Source organism: Amycolatopsis sp. lyj-108 (genome assembly GCF_046549005.1).
GTDB lineage: Bacteria > Actinomycetota > Actinomycetes > Mycobacteriales > Pseudonocardiaceae > Amycolatopsis.
Genome location: NZ_JAJPWQ010000001.1, coordinates 937,541 through 953,918 on the forward strand (window position 1 = coordinate 937,541; position 16,378 = coordinate 953,918).

Consider the following 16,378-nt stretch of genomic DNA (forward strand, 5'->3'; position numbering starts at 1 on the left):
GTGAGTCCGTTCGATGGGCTTCGTGATCCAGGTGGTTTCTGGCGGTGCGGGCGGTTCGGTCTCGTACCGGGTTGTACTCGGCCGAGCCGCCCGTGCCGTCAGGGGCCGCCTGGGCGCGAAGACCGCGAACAGGGCTTGCAGGGCGCGACCTAGAGAAGGACGGCGCCTTCCATCACGCCGATCGCACGGAGATCGCGGTACCAGCGTTCGACCGGGTGTTCCTTGACGAAGCCGTGCCCGCCGAGCAGCTGCACGCCGACGCTGCCGATCTGCATTCCCTTGTCGACGGCCAGCTTCCGGGCCAGCGCGACCTCGCGGGCGTACGGCTTGCCCTGTTCGGCGCGGGAAGCGGCGCGGAGCGTGACCAGCCGCAGTCCTTCCAGCTCGATGGCGATGTCGGCCACCGAGAACGCGACGGCCTGCCGGTGGCTCACCGGTTCGCCGAACGCCTTGCGCTCGTTGACGTAAGGCACCACGTAGTCGAGGACGGCCTTCGCGGTACCGGCGGCCAGCGCGGCCCAGCCGAGCCGCGAGAGCCGGACGACCTCGGTGAAGACCTCGGCCTTGCCGCCGCCGAGCAGTGCTCCGGCGGGCAACGCGACCTTCTCCAGGTGCAGCTTCCCGGTCGCCGCGCCGCGCAGGCCCATCGCCGGTTCGGACTCGATGGTGACGCCCGAGTTGGCCGACTCCACGAGGAACAGCGCGGGACCCCGGCCTTCGAGGTCGGCCGAGACGATGAACAGCTCGGCGTCCGCCGCCCTCGGCACCAGCGACTTCACGCCGTCGAGCTGGTAGCCCTTCGGCGTGCGGCGGGCCTTGGTGGCGGGCTTGAACGGGTCGAACAGCGCGGTGCGCTCCTGCAGCGCGAGCGCCGCGGCCGGGACGTTCTCGCCGACGAACGCGGGCAGGTAGTCCGCCTGCTGCTGCTCGTCGCCGTAGGACACCAGCGCGGTGCTGACCGCGGACGGCGCGAGCACCGCGACCGCGAGGCCGAGGTCGCCGTGCGCGAGGGCCTCGGCGACCAGCGCGTTCGTGACGACCGACCGTTCGGTGCCGACGCCGCCCAGCTCCTCGGGGATGCCGACGAGCGTGATGCCGAGTTCGGCGGCACGGCTCAACAGGCCCTCGGGCGCATGGAGCTTCGCGTCGGCGTCGGACGCGGCGGGCCGCAGCTGCTCGGCCGCGAACTCCGTCACGGTTTCGACGATGAGCTGCTGGTCCTCACTCGGGGTGAGGTCGAACAGCCCGGTGTCCTCGGCAGGCGCGAGCCGCGCGGGCTTGCCGAGCTTTTGGGCGGATTTGAAGGTCCGTCCCGCCGCGCCCGCGACCCGGAAGCCGTTGCGCGTCCCGGCACTGACCAGGTTCTGCACGGGCTTCCGAAGTCCGGCCCGTTCAATGACCTTGCTCCCGGCCAGCCGGGTGAGCGCGGACAGGCCAAGGCCCATCGCGTCTCGTTTCCTAGGCGCACCCACGGTGAGTCTCCCTGCCTCGCTTACCTACTCGTGAGTAGGTTAACTCCCCTTGGGCGGATGCGCTACCACGGGGGAGGCGAACGTCACGCTCGTGAGTGATTCGGGTCGTTCTCATGAGGCAGATTGCTCACAAGATGAAGAGATGGCAGGGATGAGCACGCCGCGCCCGCGCCACTGAGCGCGAGCCTGCTCTCAGACGCCGAGAACGGCGTGCATCAGCGTGGTCAGCTCGGCTTCGATGTTCGGGCGGCCGTTGACCCGGCGGGTGCGCGCGAGGTCGTTCGCGATGGTCAGCGCCGCGTGCACGGTGATCTTCACTTCGCGCAGGCTCAGTTCCGGGCGGACTTCCGATACCAGCGCGATCCAGCGCGCGACGTAGTCCCGCTGGACGCGGATCAGGTCAGCCTTGTCGCGTTCCGGCAGCTCCATGGGGCTGCCGGAGAACGACACCAGCAGCTCGGGCGTGTGCAGCAAGGTGTGTACATAGGACGCCGCGAGCCTCCGCAGCGCGTCGCGTTCGTCGTCGGTCCGCAACGCGCGTTCCGCGGCGAGCGCCAGCCTGTCGGCCGCGCGATGCCCGATCGCCACCATCAACGCGGCCTTGCTGGGGAAATGCCGGTACACGCTGGGTCCGGCGATCCCGGCCGCCGCGCCGATCTCCTCCATGCTGACCGCGCGGAAGCCGCGCTGCCCGAACAGCCCGGTCGCGGCCGCGAGGATCTGCTCGCGGCGGGACGGCTCGCGGAGTGCCATCGACGGCGTCTCTTCCGGCCGGTTCTCGGGCTCGGGCAGTGTGACATGCAGCACCGACTCCGCCAGCTGCACCAGGATCTGCGCGAAGCGTTTCTTCGCCACGGACGTGTGATGTACGGAGACGCTGCCGAACACGCTCAGCCCCGCCCAGCACAGCAGCTCGGCGTCGTCGGCGGTCAGTTCCGGACGCAGCGCGAGTAGCGCCTTCGACCACGCTTCGAGCACCGCGCCGGACCGGCGGCGGATCTCCCGCCGTTCCTCCCGGGGCAGATGCCTGCCCTCCCAGCGCCACAGCGCAGCGACTTCGCGCCGCTCCACGGCTTGCGCGGCGAGAGTCCCCAACAGGGCGTTGACCTGCGCGGGAACGGGAAGGTCGACGTCAGCGAGGGTCTCGGTGGTGGCGGTCTCCATGTCGTCGATACCGGACAACACGACGTAGGACAGCACCGCCTGCTTGTCCGTGAAATGCCGGTACAGCGCGGGCCCGGTGATGCCGGCCGCGGCGGCGATGTCGTTGATGCCGACACCGTGGAACCCGCGGGCGCGAAACAGCTCCGCGGCGAGGCCTGCCAGCTGGGCCTTGCGGTCGCGCGGTCGGGCTGAACGCTCGGTCGGGTGATCCATAGGTGAACTCACCATAGCGTCGGTTGCGTGCATCGCAACCCATTGACACCATGGGGTTATCGCGGTTTATGTTAATCGGCATTAGCATGGCTACTGGCCGGTACGTTTCATCCTGATACAGCGCCGTACGCGGAGGAGTTTTTCTGTGAGTAGCGAGGCCTACATCTACGAGGCGATCCGTACGCCTCGCGGCAAGAACAAGGGTGGTGCCCTCCACGGCACCAAGCCGGTCGATCTCGTGGTCGGCCTCATCGAAGAACTGAAGGTCCGGCACCCGAACCTCGACCCCGCGGTGATCGACGACATCGTCCTCGGCGTCGTGTCCCCGGTCGGCGAGCAGGGCGCCGTGATCGCGCGCACCGCCGCCTTGAACGCGGGTCTTCCCGAGACGGTCGCCGGCGTACAGCTGAACCGCTTCTGCGCCTCCGGCCTCGAAGCCACCAACACCGCCGCGCAGAAGGTGCGCTCCGGCTGGGACCAGCTGATCATCGCCGGCGGTGTCGAGTCGATGTCGCGCGTGCCGATGGGCTCCGACGGCGGCGCGCTGTTCATGGACCCGGCCACCGCGTACGACAACTACATCGTCCCGCAGGGCACCGGCGCCGACCTGATCGCGACCATCGAGGGCTTCTCCCGCGAGGACGTCGACGCGTGGGCCGTCCGCTCGCAGGAAAGGGCCGAAGCGGCCTGGTCCGGCGGCTACTTCGCGAAGTCCGTCGTCCCGGTGAAGGACATCAACGGCGTCACGATCCTCGACCACGACGAGCACCGTCGCCCCGGCAGCACCGTCGAGGGCCTCGGCAAGCTCAAGCCCGCCTTCGCCGGCATCGGTGAGCTGGGCGGCTTCGACGCCGTCGCGCTCCAGAAGTACCACTCGGTCGAGAAGATCAACCACGTCCACACCGGTGGCAACTCTTCCGGCATCGTCGACGGCGCCGCGGTGGTGCTGGTCGGCAACGAGCAGATCGGCAAGGACTTCGGCCTGACCCCGCGCGCCCGCATCGTGGCGACCGCGACCGTCGGCTCCGAGCCCACGATCATGCTCACCGGCCCGACCCCGGCCACCGAGAAGGTCCTCAAGATCGCCGGTCTCACCCCGGACGACATCGACCTGTGGGAGCTGAACGAGGCCTTCGCCTCGGTCGTCCTCAAGTGGATCAAGGACCTGCACCTCGACGAGGAGAAGGTCAACGTCAACGGCGGAGCCATCGCGATGGGGCACCCGCTGGGCGCCACCGGCGCGATGCTGGTCGGCACCGTCGTCGACGAGCTGGAGCGCCGTCAGGCGCGCCGCGCCCTGGTCACCCTGTGCATTGGCGGCGGCATGGGCGTCGCGACCATCATCGAGCGGGTCTGAGGAAGAGACAATGACTGAAGCGAAGACCATCCGCTGGGAGCAGGACGCCGACGGCATCGTCGTGCTCACCCTTGACGACCCGAAGCAGTCCGCCAACACGATGAACGCCGACTTCCGCGAGTCGCTCGGCGTCGTCGTGGACCGCCTGGAGGCGGAGAAGGACAGCATCACCGGTGTCGTCCTCACCTCGGCCAAGAAGACCTTCTTCGCCGGCGGTGACCTCAACGACCTGATCCAGGCCAAGCCGGAGAACGCGGCCGAGATCACCGAGAGCAGCGGCCTGATGAAGGGCCAGATGCGGCGGCTGGAGCAGCTGGGCAAGCCGTTCGTGGCCGCCATCAACGGCGCCGCGCTCGGCGGCGGTCTCGAACTCGCCCTCGCGACGCACCACCGCATCGCGGCCGACGTCAAGGGAAGCCAGATCGGTCTCCCCGAGGTCACCCTCGGCCTGCTCCCCGGCGGCGGTGGCGTGGTCCGCACCGTGCGCCTGCTCGGCATCCAGAGCGCGCTGCTGAACGTGCTGCTGCAGGGCCAGCGGCACCGCCCGGCCAAGGCGAAGGAACTGGGCCTCGTGCACGAGCTCGTCGGCACGGTCGACGAACTGGTCCCGGCCGCGAAGGCGTGGATCAAGGCGAACCCCGAAGGCGGCGTGCAGCCGTGGGACGTCAAGGGCTACAAGATCCCGGGCGGCACCCCGTCGAACCCGAGCTTCGCGGCGAACCTGCCCGCGTTCCCGGCCAACCTGCGCAAGCAGATCAAGGGCGCGAACATGCCCGCCCCGCGGGCGATCCTGGCCGCGGCCATCGAGGGTTCGCAGGTCGACTTCGACACCGCGATCACCGTCGAGACCCGCTACTTCATCAGCCTCGCCACCGGCCAGGTTTCGAAGAACATGACGAAGGCGTTCTTCTTCGACCTGCAGAGCATCAACTCCGGCGGCTCGCGTCCGGACGGCTTCGAGAAGTACACCGCCAAGAAGGTCGGCGTCGTCGGCGCGGGCATGATGGGCGCCGCGATCGCGTACGTCTCGGCGAAGGCCGGCATCGACGTCGTGCTCAAGGACGTCACGCTCGAAGGCGCCGAAAAGGGCAAGGGCTACGCGGTCAAGCTGGAGGAGAAGGCTCTTTCCCGCGGCAAGACCACGCAGGAGAAGTCCGACGCGCTGCTCGCCAAGATCAAGCCGACCGACAAGGCGGAGGACTTCGCCGGCGTCGACTTCGTGATCGAGGCCGTCTTCGAGAGCGTCGAGCTGAAGCACAAGGTGTTCCAGGAGATCGAGGGCTTCGTCAACCCGGACGCCGTACTCGGCTCCAACACCTCGACCCTGCCGATCACCGCGCTCGCCGAGGGCGTGCAGCGGAGCGAGGACTTCATCGGAATCCACTTCTTCTCGCCGGTGGACAAGATGCCGCTCGTCGAGATCATCTGCGGTGAGAAGACCTCGCCCGCCACGCTGGCGAAGGTCTTCGACTACACGCTGCAGATCAAGAAGACCCCGATCGTCGTCAACGACAGCCGCGGCTTCTTCACCTCGCGCGTCATCGGCACGTTCCTCAACGAGGCCGTCGCCGCGCTGGGCGAGGGTGTCGAGCCCGCGTCGATCGAGCAGGCCGGTGCCCAGGCCGGTTACCCGGCCCCGCCGCTGCAGCTGATGGACGAGCTGACCCTGACGCTGCCGCGCAAGATCCGCAAGGAGACCCGCGAAGCGATCGAGGCCGCCGGCGGCACCTGGAACGCGCACGCGTCCGAAGGTGTCATCGACCGGATGGTGGAGGAATTCGACCGCAAGGGCCGTTCCACCGGTTCGGGCTTCTACGACTACGACGAAGCCGGCAAGCGGACCGGTCTCTGGCCGGGCCTGCGCGACGCGTTCAAGTCGGGCAGCGCCGAGGTGCCGTTCGAGGACCTCAAGGAGCGCATGCTGTTCGCCGAGGCGCTCGAGACCGTGAAGTGCTTCGACGAGGGCGTGCTCACCACCGTCGCCGACGCCAACATCGGCTCGATCTTCGGCATCGGCTTCCCGGCGTGGACCGGTGGTGTCATCCAGTACATCAACCAGTACGAGGGTGGCCTGCAGGGCTTCGTCGACCGCGCCCGTGAGCTGGCGGAGCGCTACGGCGACCACTTCACCCCGCCGGAGTCGCTGGTCGCGAAGGCCGCGAAGGGCGAGATCTACGAATAAGCCGCTTCACTCGCTTTAACGTGCTAGGAACGGTCCTTTCCTTGCGAAATTTGCAAGGAAAGGACCGTTCATTGCATCGGGGGTCAGCGGGAAGACGGTTCCAGCGCCACATGCGGCAACCGCCGGTCCAGCCATCGCGGCAGCCACCAGGCGCGTTTCCCGAGCAGCCGCATCACCGCGGGCACCACGAGACAGCGGATCACGAACGCGTCCACCAGCACCGCCACCGCCAGCCCGAGACCGAACTGCGCCAGCATCCGGTCGGGGTTGAGCAGGAACGCCCCGAACACCAGGATCATGATCACCGCCGCCGCCGTGATCACCCCGCCGGTGGAGGCGAGCCCCTGACGGACGGCATGACGAGCGTCGCCGGTGCGCCGCCATTCCTCGTGCATCCGGGAAACCAGGAACACCTCGTAGTCCATGGAAAGCCCGAACACGATCGCGAAGATCAGCACCGGCACGAACGCCTCGATCGGTCCCGGCTGCGCCCCGAACAGGCCATCGCCGAACACCGCCGTCATCACGCCGAGCGCGGCACCGATGCTCAGCAGGTTCAACAGGGCCGCCTTGAGCGGGATGAGGATCGAGCGGAACACGACCATCAGCAGCAGCGCCGACAAACCGACGACCACCAGCACGAACAGGGGTAACCGGTCGCCGACGGCGTCCGCGAAGTCCACCGCCGCCGCGACACTCCCGCCGACCAGGTACTTACCCGGCAGTCCCGGCAACACTTCCGTCCGCAACCGTTCCACCAGATCGGCGGTCGCCTCGTCCTGCGGCGAAGAGGTCGGGAAGGCGAGGACCGTCGTGACGCCCTGGCCCATCGGCGGCGTCACCTCGGCGATTCCGGGCGTGGCTTCGAGTTTCCGCTGCAGCGCGACGCCATCACCGTTTTCGGTGACCACGACCAGCGGCTCACTGAACCCGGGGCCGAAACCCTCCGACATCAGGTCGTAGGCCTGCCTGGTGGTCGAGGTCTCCGGATCCGTCCCGGCGTCGGCGAATCCGAGGCGCATGCCGAGCGCGGGCAAGGAAAGCCCGACGAGAACGAGCAGGCCGATCGCGAGTGGAACCATCGGCCGTCGTTGCACCGCGTCCCCGAGCCGGCCCCAGGCTTTGCCGTGTTCCCGTTTCCCGGCGTGCTTGCGGATGCCCTTTTCCAGACGGCGGCCGAAAAGGGAGAGCAGCGCGGGCAGCAGGGTGATCGACGCGAGCATCGTCACGAGCACGGTCAGCGCCACCGCGAGGGCGACCCCGCGCAGCGAACCGAGGCCCAGCGCGAGCAGGCCGAGCAACGCGATGATCACCGTGCCGCCGGCGAACAGCACCGATCGGCCCGCGGTGTCGAGCGCCCGTCGCGCCGCCTGTTCCCGGTCGAGACCGCCCAGGATTTCGCTGCGGTACCGGGAAAAGATGAGCAGCGCGTAGTCCACGCCCACCCCGAACCCGACCAGCATCATCAGCGGCACCGTGTAGCTCGCGATGTCGACAAACCTGCTGACGAGCACGATCACGCCGAGTGTGCTGCCGACGGCGAAGACCGCCGCGATCACCGGGAGCCCGGCGGCGAGGATCGAGCGGAACAGGAAGACGAGGACCACCAGCGCGGCCAGCAACCCGACGCCCTCCGACGGACCGCCGCTTTCACTGGTCCGTTTGATCGGCTCGCCACCGAGTTCGACCTGGAGCCCGGCCGCCTCCGCCTTCTTCGCGGTGTCGACGACGCGCACGATGTCGTCGTACGGCAGATCATTCGACTCGAGGTCGAAAGCGATCGCCGCGTAACCGATCGTGCCCTCACGGGAGATGGCCGACGGGGTGTCGAAGGGACTCGTCACCGACTTCACATGCGGCTGGCCACGGACCTCGGCGAGCATCCCGTCGATCGGTCCGCGTGCGGTCGCGAGTCCGGTCTCGCTCTTGAAGACGATTTCCGCCGTCGCACCGGTCTGCGCGGGAGCCTGTGCCTTGAACAGGTCCATGATCTGCTGGGATTCGGTGCCCGGCAAAGAATGGTCGTCGTGGTAGGCGCTGCCCGCCAGCTGTGAGCCCAGCGTGACACCGATGAGGGTGAGCAGCCAGAGCGAAACGGCCAGCCAGCGGTGGCGCTGAGACCAGCCCGCCAGCTTCGAGAGCGCACCCCCAGGCGGCTGTCGCCGGGGAAGAGTGATGGTGTCCATGGCGGAAAGCATCGGCTTTCCCGGCCCGGATGGCGTCGGGCTCCGGCGGGCACTCGGGCCACAACTTCTGGGTACCCCTAAGGCTCCTCCCGTACTACCGGGGTTGTGGTCACGGGGTCAACCAGCGAGGGGTGACCATGCCCGATTCGTAGGCGAGCACGACGAGTTGCGCGCGATCACGGACGTCCACTTTGGTCATGATCCGGCTGACGTGCGTCTTCGCCGTCGCCGGGCTGAGCACGAGTTCCTTCGCGATCTCGTCGTTGGACAGGCCGGCCGCGACAAGGCTCATCACTTCGCGTTCCCTTTCGGTGAGCCGGTTCAGGGTGGGCGAGGGGCCGGGCCTGGCGACCCGGCCGGCGAATTCGGAGATCAGGCGGCGGGTGATCGACGGCGCGAGCAGCGCGTCGCCCCCGGCGACCACTCGGACACCGCGGATCAGTTCGTCCGGTTCGGTGTCCTTGACCAGGAACCCGCTGGCACCGGCGCGCAGTGCGCCGTAGACGTCTTCGTCGAGATCGAAGGTGGTGAGGATGACGACCCTGGTCCCGGTCAGCACCGGATCTTCGAGCAGATGCCGGGTCGCGGTGAGTCCGTCCATCACCGGCATCCGGATGTCCATCAGGACGACATCGGGTTTGTGTTCGCGCGCCGCTTCGAGGGACTCACGCCCGTCGGCCGCTTCGGCGACCACGGTGATGTCGGGTTCACCGTCCAAAATGGATTTGAACCCGGCGCGGACCAGCCGCTGGTCGTCGACGAGCAGGACCCGGATCATTTCCTCACCCGCAAGGGAAGCCGGGCACGCACCCGGAATCCGCCGTCTTCGCGCGCGGCGGCGGTGAGCTCACCGCCGAGGGCCTCGGCCCGTTCGGTCATCCCTCGGATCCCGTTGCCGGGTTTCGCCGCGCCTCCCCGGCCGTCGTCGTCGATCTGCACGGACACATCATGGGGTGTGTAGCCGATCCGCACCACGACGGTGTTCGCGGCGGCGTGGCGCGCGACGTTGGTCAGCGCCTCCTGGACGACGCGGAAGGCGGCGTGTTCGACGTCGGGCGGCAGCTCCGTCGCCGTGCCGTCGATCTCGGTCCGGACGGTCAGCCCGTGCGCGCCCGCGGCCTTCGCCAATTCGGCGACCCTGGCCAGGCTCGGTGTGTCCGCCTGCCGCAGCATGCCCAGGGTGGCGCGGAGTTCGCGCAACGCCTCCTTGCTGGTCTGTTTGATCGTGGCCAGCGCCTCCTCGGATTTCGCCGGATCCTTGCCGTGCAGTGCCGCACCCGCTTGGACGTTGATGAGTGCGAGGTTGTGGCCGAGGACGTCGTGCAGTTCGCGGGCGATCCGGAGCCGCTCATCCGCTGCCCTTCGTTGTGCCTCGGCCTCCTTGGTGCGCTCGGCTTCGCGGCGGTAGTACGTCACCGCTCCGACCGCGACCAGCGCGATGAACCAACCAGCCATCAGCAGGAACGCGAAGTCGTCCACCTGCCGTGAGGCGCCGGCCCGTGACTCGCCGATCGCGACGCCGCCCATCGAAGCCGCCGCGACGACCGCCGCGCTGCGGATCCGCCCGGTGGAGGCGTTGTTGTACAGCGCGAAGGCGAAGGCGAGCAGCACGAACCCGTCGGGATCGGTGTTCGGGTAGTAGATCGCGCAGCAGACCGCGGTGAAGATCGCGACGGGGAGCGGATACCGGCGGCGCAGGAACAGTGCGGCACAGGCGAGCACCGCGCAGACCCAGCCGAGGGCGGCGTTGCGCGGCGCCTCGGCGTTGTCACCGAAGAAGGCCATGGCGGACCCCGCGAGCACCGCGACGGTGATCGCGATGTCCGCCGAGTACCGCCGCAGGATCGCCACACGACGAGAGTAGCGCGATCCGGCGCGATTGACAAAAATGATTTTTACGTTCAAACTCATTTTTGTGATCAAGGATGTGCGGCCGTGAAGGACGTGGAGTACCTCGAGCGGCTCGAGCAGGCGGAGGCGTTGCTGAAACCGCAGCGGGTGGACGTCCTGCGGCAGCTGGCGGAGCCGCGGTCCTGCACCGAGGTGGCGGCGGTGCTGGACCAGACCCCGCAGCGCGTCTACTACCACGTGAAACGACTGGTGGAAGCCGGTTTGGTGAAGCAGGTGTCGGAGCGGAAGGTGCGCGCCGTCAGTGAAGGCGTGTACCAGGCGAGCGCGCGTTCGTACTGGCTGTCGCCCGGGCTGGTCGGCCGGATCGGCCCACGGGCAGCGCGGGACGAGCTGAGTCTCGGCTATCTGGTGGACCTCATGGAGGAGGTCCAGTCGGACGTCGCCGCGCTCGACAGGACGGTGCGGGAACTGCCGTCGATCGGAGTCTCCGGCGAGATCCGGGTGGAGCCGGAGCGGCGCCAGGAGTTCCTCGACGAACTGAAGACGACTTTGCAGGATCTGTTCACCCGCTACGGCGGAGCGGAAGGCGACGCCTTCAAGCTCGCCGTGGCCTGTTACCCGAAGGGAAATGTCCGTGACTGAGCCGACGAGATTCCAGGTGCGGGTGCGCGCGCCGATCGACGAGGTCTGGCACGCGCTGGTCGATCCCGGGGCGCTGTGTATCTGGCTTTCCGAGTACGCGGAAGTCGATCTGCCGTCCCGGTACGAATTCTGGGGTCGCTACACGCCGGAGGGAGATCGTCCGCGTCAGCGACTCCTGCTGGCCGACGGCAAGGTCCTGCGGTTCGCCTGGACCCTCGGCGAGACGGAGACCGTCGTCGAGATCGCGCTGACCGAAGACGGGGAGGCGACCTCCCTGTCGTTCAGCCAGACCGGTTTGCCGGACTATGCCGCGATGCTGGCCGACCCCGACTCGTCGCTCGGCATGATGTACACGTTCTGGGCGTTGTCCGTCGCGAACCTCGTGGACCACGTCGAAGGACGGCCGCTCACCGCCCGCTGCGACCTCACTTCCTCGCTGATGAACGAAGAAGTGCGGATCGACGCGCCGCGAGGCGAGGTCTACTCCTCGATCGCCGACCCCGCCGTGTTCACGCGCTGGTTCGGTGCCCGCATCGAGGCGGAGACCCACGTCGGCGGCCGCTGGGCGATGGGTTCGCTGGAGAACGACCCGGATCCGGCGAAGATCGTCGATCTGGTGCCCGATTCCAAGATGTCGCTCGCGTACGAGGACGGCATCGTCGCCTCCTGGGAACTCGAAGAATCCGGCGGCGGCACGAAGCTGACCTTCGTCCAAAGTGGATTCTCCGAAGGGAAACCGCCGTACGGCATGTGGATGGGCTGGCTCAGTGGTTTGGCGGAACTGCGCAGGTTCCACGAGGTCGACCCGTGGCTCCCGATTTGGGTCGACGTCCGCCTGGAGGGGACACCCGAAGGACTCATCACACTGGACGGGAAATAGGAGGATCCGATGTTGCTCGAAGGCAGGAACGCGATCGTCTACGGGGCGGCCGGCGGAATCGGGAGCGCGGTGGCCCGCGGCTTCGCCAGGGAGGGCGCGACCGTCCATCTCACCGGCCGCACACTGAAGAAACTCGACGTCCTGGCCGACGAAATCCGCGCGGCGGGCGGAAAAGCGGAAACCGCGGAGTTCGACGCACTCGACGAAACGGCCATCGACGAGCACGCCGCTTCGGTGGCTTCGTCGGCGGGCAGTGTCGACATCTCGATGAACGTGATCACGCACAACGACGTCCAGGGCACTCCACTGGTCGAGATGTCGTTGGCGGACCTCGAAAGCCCGGTCCGGACGGCGGTACGGACGAACTTCCTGACCGCGCGGGCGGCCGCCCGGCACATGATCGGGCAGGGGTCCGGGGTGATCCTGATGTTCGGCGGCGACGGTGATCCGTTGCCGGGGTACCACCTCGGCGGGCTGCAGGTCGCGTTCAGTGCGATGGAGGCGTTGCGGCGAGGGCTGGCGTGCGAACTCGGACCGAGCGGCATCCGTGTCGTCACCCTGCGCACCGGCGGGATCCCGGAGACGATACCGGCGGGCGCCGGACTCGACGACGCCATCCGCGACATGGAAGAAGCCACGATGCTCAGGCGGACGGCATCGCTCGATGACGTCGCCCGTGTGGCCGCCTTCGCCGCGTCGGATCACGCGCGCAGCATGACGGCGACGGCACTGAACATCAGTTGCGGCGCGATGGTCGATTGACGTTCTCTCTGTAACGACGGCGAACGCTCTCCCGACTATGCGGCACTACACCAAGTGCCGGGGAGGCCGTTGTGCCGAAGAGAGCGACGAAGCTGGGCATGGCGCTGGCGATCGGGCTTCTGGTCGCCGGGGGCTGCGGTGTGGAGACCGTGCCCACCGGGCGGGTCACGCCGCAGAACGGCCCCGCGTCGGCAACGTCCACAACATCGACGCCGAGCAGTAGCTGGGCACCGCCTACGAGTACAGCCACGCCGACTCCGACACTTCAGCAGCTCGTGCCGCAGACCACGGCCGCGGTCGACGTGCCGAAGCAGGTCGAGCCGGCTCCGACGAAAACCCGGCCGAAAACGACGCCGACGGCAAAGGCGCCGAACCTGGCGGAATGCGGAAGCGACCACTACCGCAACTCCGACGGTGTCTGTGTCCACCGGCCGGCGACCGGACCGGGCGCGGCAGACGGCGCGACTGCCATCTGCAAGGACGGTTCCTATAGCTACAGCCAGAATCGTCGCGGTACCTGTTCCGGACACGGTGGGGTCCGCACCTGGTTGTGATCCCGTCGGTCAACCGTTCACTGAGAAGGGTGGTGCTGTGTAAGGTCGGATCATGGGATGCGCATGGTGAAACCGGTCGGACGGGCACCTTCGCCCCGGATCTTCGTCGTCGTGCTCGCCACCTGCGGTCTGGTGGCCTCGTTCATGCAGACGCTCGTCGTCCCGCTCATCCCGGCGTTCCCCCGGCTGCTCGACACGACCCCGTCCGACGCGTCGTGGGTGGTGACGGCGACCCTGATCGCCGGAGCCGTGGTGATGCCGGTGAGCGGCAGGCTCGGCGACCTCTACGGCAAGCGCAAATTGCTGCTGATCAGCCTGGGTTTCCTGGTCGCCGGTTCGGTGGTGTCCGCGCTGACCAGCTCACTCGCGTTGATGGTCGTCGGCCGCGGGCTGCAGGGCTGCGCGATGGGCGCGATCCCACTGGGGATCAGCATCATGCGCGACGAACTCGCGCCGGAACGGGTCGGCGCCGCGATCTCGGTGATGAGTTCGACGCTCGGCGTCGGCGGCGCCATCGGTCTCCCGGTCTCGGCGCTGGTCGCGCAGAACGCCGACTGGCACGTCCTCTTCTGGGCGTCGGCCGGGCTCGGGCTCGTCTGCGGCCTGCTGATCCTGTTCGTGGTGCCGGAGTCGCCGGTGAAGACACCAGCGCCGTTCGACTACCTCGGAGCTCTGGGACTGACGGTCGGGCTGGTCTGCCTGCTGCTGCCGATCGTCAAGGGCGGCGAATGGGGCTGGGGCAGCGGCCGCACCCTCGGCTTCGCCGGGACGGCGGTGGCGATCCTGCTGGTCTGGGGTGCCTACCAGTTGCGGCGCCGCGATCCGCTCGTGGACCTGCGGGTCTCCGCGCGGCGGCCGGTGCTGTTCACCAACCTCGCGTCGATCATGATCGGGTTCGCGCTGTACTCGATGGCGTTGTCGTTCCCGCAGCTGCTGCAAGCGCCCGCGTCGACCGGCTATGGGCTCGGCTTGACGATGGTCCAGGCCGGGCTCTGCCTGGCGCCGAACGGGCTGGTGATGTTCATGCTGTCGCCGGTTTCGGCCCGGCTCATCGAGCGCTACGGCCCGCGTACGACGCTGATGGTCGGTGCCACCACCATCGCGGCCGGATACATCTTCGCGACCGTGTTGATGGACAACGCCTTCGAGCTGATCACGGCGTCGATCATCATCGGTGGCGGCGTCGGCATCGCGTACGCGGCCATGCCCGCGCTGATCATGGGTTCCGTCCCGGTCACCGAAACCGCGTCCGCGAACGGGTTGAACTCGCTGATGCGCTCCGTCGGCACATCGACGTCCAGTGCGGTGATGGCGACCATGCTCGCGTCGCTGGCGATCACCGTCGGCGGGGTTTCCGTTCCGTCCGCGGCGGGTTTCCGGCTGAGCTTCGTGGTCGCCGCCGGGGCGGCGCTCCTGGGCCTCGTCTTGACCGCTTTCGTCCCGAAGCAACGTCGGCCAGAACCTCTGGTCGCCTCGGTCCACTAGCCCGCATGACATGAAAGGCCCTTCATCGCACATTTCGCAATGAAGGGGCCTTTCATGTCACGTACTCAGAACAGCGTCGGGACGATCGCGTCGATCAGATGCGGTCCCGGCTCGGCGAGCGCGCGCTGGAACTGCTCGGCCAGCTCTTCCGCGGTCGTCGCCCGGGTCGCCGGGACACCCATGCCTTCGGCGATCTTGACGAAGTCCATGTCGGGCCGGGAAAGATCGAGCAGTTCGTTCGCCTTGGGCCCGTTGGCGTCCGCGCCGACCCGCTGCAACTCCAGCCGGAGGATCGCGTACGCGCGGTTGTTCAGCAGGACCGTGGTGACGTTGAGGTTCTCCCGCGCCTGCGTCCACAGCGCCGAAATCGTGTACAGCGCGCTGCCGTCGGACTGCAGGTTGATCACCGGCCGGTCCGGCGCGGCGACGGCCGCCCCGGTCGCCACCGGCATGCCGTAGCCGATCGCGCCGCCGGTCAGGGTCAGCAGGTCGTGCCGCGGCGCGCCCGCGGTCGCGGCCGGCAACAGCAGACCGGAGGTGTTCGCCTCGTCTGCGATGATCGCGCGCTCCGGCAGCAGCGCGCCGATCACGTCGACCCAGTTCTGCGGGGTCAACGTCCCGGACGGCAGCGCGGGCCTGGCGGCCTGCTGCAGTACGGGCTCCGTCTCGGCGGCGACCAGGGCCGCGACGTCGTTCAGGGCACGCGGCACGTCCTGCCCGACCTCTGCCAGCACATGGACCTGCGCGCCTTCGGGAACCAGATTGCTCGCCTTGCCGGGGTAGGCGAAGAACGACACGGGCGCCTTCGTCCCGGCGACGATCACGTGCTTGATCCCGTCGAGCTGGTACGCGACCTGCTCGGCGAGGTAACCCAGCCGCTCGATCGTCGGCAGGCCCTCGCCACGCTCGAGCCGGGCGGGGAAGGTCTCGACGAACGCCTTCACCCCGGTCGCGGCGGCGATCCGGCTGGTCGCGAGCAAGCCGGCCTCACGGCAGCCGCTGCCGCCGACGAGCAGCGCCACCGGTTCACCACTGGCCAGCACTTCGGCGATGTTCTTCACCGTCGTCGCGTCGACGGCCTGCGGGATCCGCGGCGGGATGGGCGCGCAGGTCTCGCCGCCCTCACCCCAGGACGCGTCGGCGGGGAGGATCAGCGTCGCGATCTGCCCGGGGGCGTCCCGAGACGCGGCGACCGCCGCGGCGGCGTCGGCACCGACGTCCTTCGTGTGCTCGGAACGGCGGACCCAGCCTTCGAGCGAACCGGCGACGCCTTCGATATCCGATTCGAGCGGGGCGTCGTACTGCTTGTGATAGGTCGCGTGATCGCCGATCACGTTGACGATCGGGGTGTGCGCGCGGCGCGCGTTGTGCAGGTTCGCCAGCCCGTTGCCGAGACCGGGGCCGAGGTGCAGCAGCGTGGCCGCCGGCTTGTCGGCGATTCGCGCGTACCCGTCCGCGGCACCGGTGACGACGCCTTCGAACAGGCCGAGCACGCCGCGCATCTCGGGCACGGTGTCGAGCGCGGCCACGAAGTGCATCTCCGAGGTGCCCGGATTCGAGAAGCACACGTCGACACCGCTGTCGACGAGCGTGCGGATCAGGGACTGGGCGCCGTTCATCTCACTCACTT

The 16,378-nt window shown here is 68.4% G+C and carries 13 protein-coding genes; 7 read left to right on the plus strand and 6 right to left on the minus strand.

Translation table 11 applies throughout. The features are described 5' to 3' along the window. Positions 1–149: 149 nt before the first annotated feature. Together ACLJO0_RS04630 and ACLJO0_RS04635 are read right to left on the minus strand one after the other, a co-directional pair. Positions 150–1,445, minus strand: coding sequence for an acyl-CoA dehydrogenase family protein (locus tag ACLJO0_RS04630; RefSeq protein WP_410576970.1), 1,296 nt, complete (start codon positions 1,443–1,445; stop codon positions 150–152). Between the two features lie 219 nt (positions 1,446–1,664). Beyond that, positions 1,665–2,849 (minus strand): TetR/AcrR family transcriptional regulator, encoded by a 1,185-nt coding sequence (locus ACLJO0_RS04635; protein ID WP_410576684.1) that lies wholly within the window; start codon positions 2,847–2,849, stop codon positions 1,665–1,667. Between the two features lie 145 nt (positions 2,850–2,994). Here ACLJO0_RS04635 and ACLJO0_RS04640 point away from each other — a divergent pair, with 145 nt between their 5' ends. Both ACLJO0_RS04640 and ACLJO0_RS04645 read left to right on the plus strand, forming a co-directional pair. After that, positions 2,995–4,206 (plus strand): acetyl-CoA C-acetyltransferase, encoded by a 1,212-nt coding sequence (locus tag ACLJO0_RS04640; RefSeq protein ID WP_125673897.1) that lies wholly within the window; start codon positions 2,995–2,997, stop codon positions 4,204–4,206. Positions 4,207–4,216: 10 nt separating this feature from the next. Beyond that, entirely contained in the window at positions 4,217–6,388 is a 2,172-nt protein-coding gene (locus tag ACLJO0_RS04645; protein ID WP_410576685.1) for a 3-hydroxyacyl-CoA dehydrogenase NAD-binding domain-containing protein, read from the plus strand. 83 nt (positions 6,389–6,471) lie between these two features. Here the strand turns inward: ACLJO0_RS04645 and ACLJO0_RS04650 are convergent, their stop codons facing one another. The 3 genes from ACLJO0_RS04650 to ACLJO0_RS04660 form a co-directional block, all read right to left on the minus strand. After that, positions 6,472–8,574 (minus strand): MMPL family transporter, encoded by a 2,103-nt coding sequence (locus tag ACLJO0_RS04650; RefSeq protein ID WP_410576686.1) that lies wholly within the window; start codon positions 8,572–8,574, stop codon positions 6,472–6,474. Positions 8,575–8,683: 109 nt separating this feature from the next. Beyond that, positions 8,684–9,352 (minus strand): response regulator, encoded by a 669-nt coding sequence (locus ACLJO0_RS04655; protein ID WP_410576687.1) that lies wholly within the window; start codon positions 9,350–9,352, stop codon positions 8,684–8,686. After that, positions 9,349–10,425 carry a sensor histidine kinase gene (locus ACLJO0_RS04660; protein WP_410576688.1) on the minus strand — a complete coding sequence of 359 codons (1,077 nt, stop codon included), beginning with the start codon at positions 10,423–10,425 and terminating at the stop codon, positions 9,349–9,351. Before ACLJO0_RS04660 ends, ACLJO0_RS04655 begins: the two co-directional genes overlap by 4 nt. A gap of 84 nt (positions 10,426–10,509) precedes the next feature. Here ACLJO0_RS04660 and ACLJO0_RS04665 point away from each other — a divergent pair, with 84 nt between their 5' ends. The 5 genes from ACLJO0_RS04665 to ACLJO0_RS04685 all read left to right on the plus strand — a co-directional run bounded on the left by ACLJO0_RS04665 (position 10,510) and on the right by ACLJO0_RS04685 (position 14,748). After that, positions 10,510–11,067 (plus strand): helix-turn-helix domain-containing protein, encoded by a 558-nt coding sequence (locus ACLJO0_RS04665; protein WP_410576689.1) that lies wholly within the window; start codon positions 10,510–10,512, stop codon positions 11,065–11,067. Next, positions 11,054–11,947: an SRPBCC family protein gene (locus ACLJO0_RS04670; RefSeq protein WP_410576690.1), complete on the plus strand. Its 894-nt coding sequence runs from the start codon at positions 11,054–11,056 to the stop codon at positions 11,945–11,947. The genes ACLJO0_RS04665 and ACLJO0_RS04670 overlap by 14 nt, the downstream gene beginning before the upstream one ends. 9 nt (positions 11,948–11,956) lie before the next feature. Beyond that, complete coding sequence (locus tag ACLJO0_RS04675; RefSeq protein WP_410576691.1) at positions 11,957–12,709, plus strand: SDR family NAD(P)-dependent oxidoreductase; 753 nt, start codon at positions 11,957–11,959, stop codon at positions 12,707–12,709. A 98-nt stretch (positions 12,710–12,807) separates the two neighbouring features. Then, positions 12,808–13,263 carry a DUF3761 domain-containing protein gene (locus ACLJO0_RS04680; RefSeq protein WP_410576971.1) on the plus strand — a complete coding sequence of 152 codons (456 nt, stop codon included), beginning with the start codon at positions 12,808–12,810 and terminating at the stop codon, positions 13,261–13,263. 57 nt (positions 13,264–13,320) lie between these two features. Next, positions 13,321–14,748, plus strand: a complete 1,428-nt coding sequence (locus tag ACLJO0_RS04685) for an MFS transporter (RefSeq protein ID WP_410576692.1) — start codon at positions 13,321–13,323, stop codon at positions 14,746–14,748. Between the two features lie 65 nt (positions 14,749–14,813). On the opposite strand, the gene ACLJO0_RS04690 is transcribed toward ACLJO0_RS04685, so the two are convergent. Continuing rightward, positions 14,814–16,367, minus strand: coding sequence for an acetolactate synthase large subunit (locus ACLJO0_RS04690; RefSeq protein WP_410576693.1), 1,554 nt, complete (start codon positions 16,365–16,367; stop codon positions 14,814–14,816). Between the last annotated feature and the right edge of the window lie 11 nt (positions 16,368–16,378).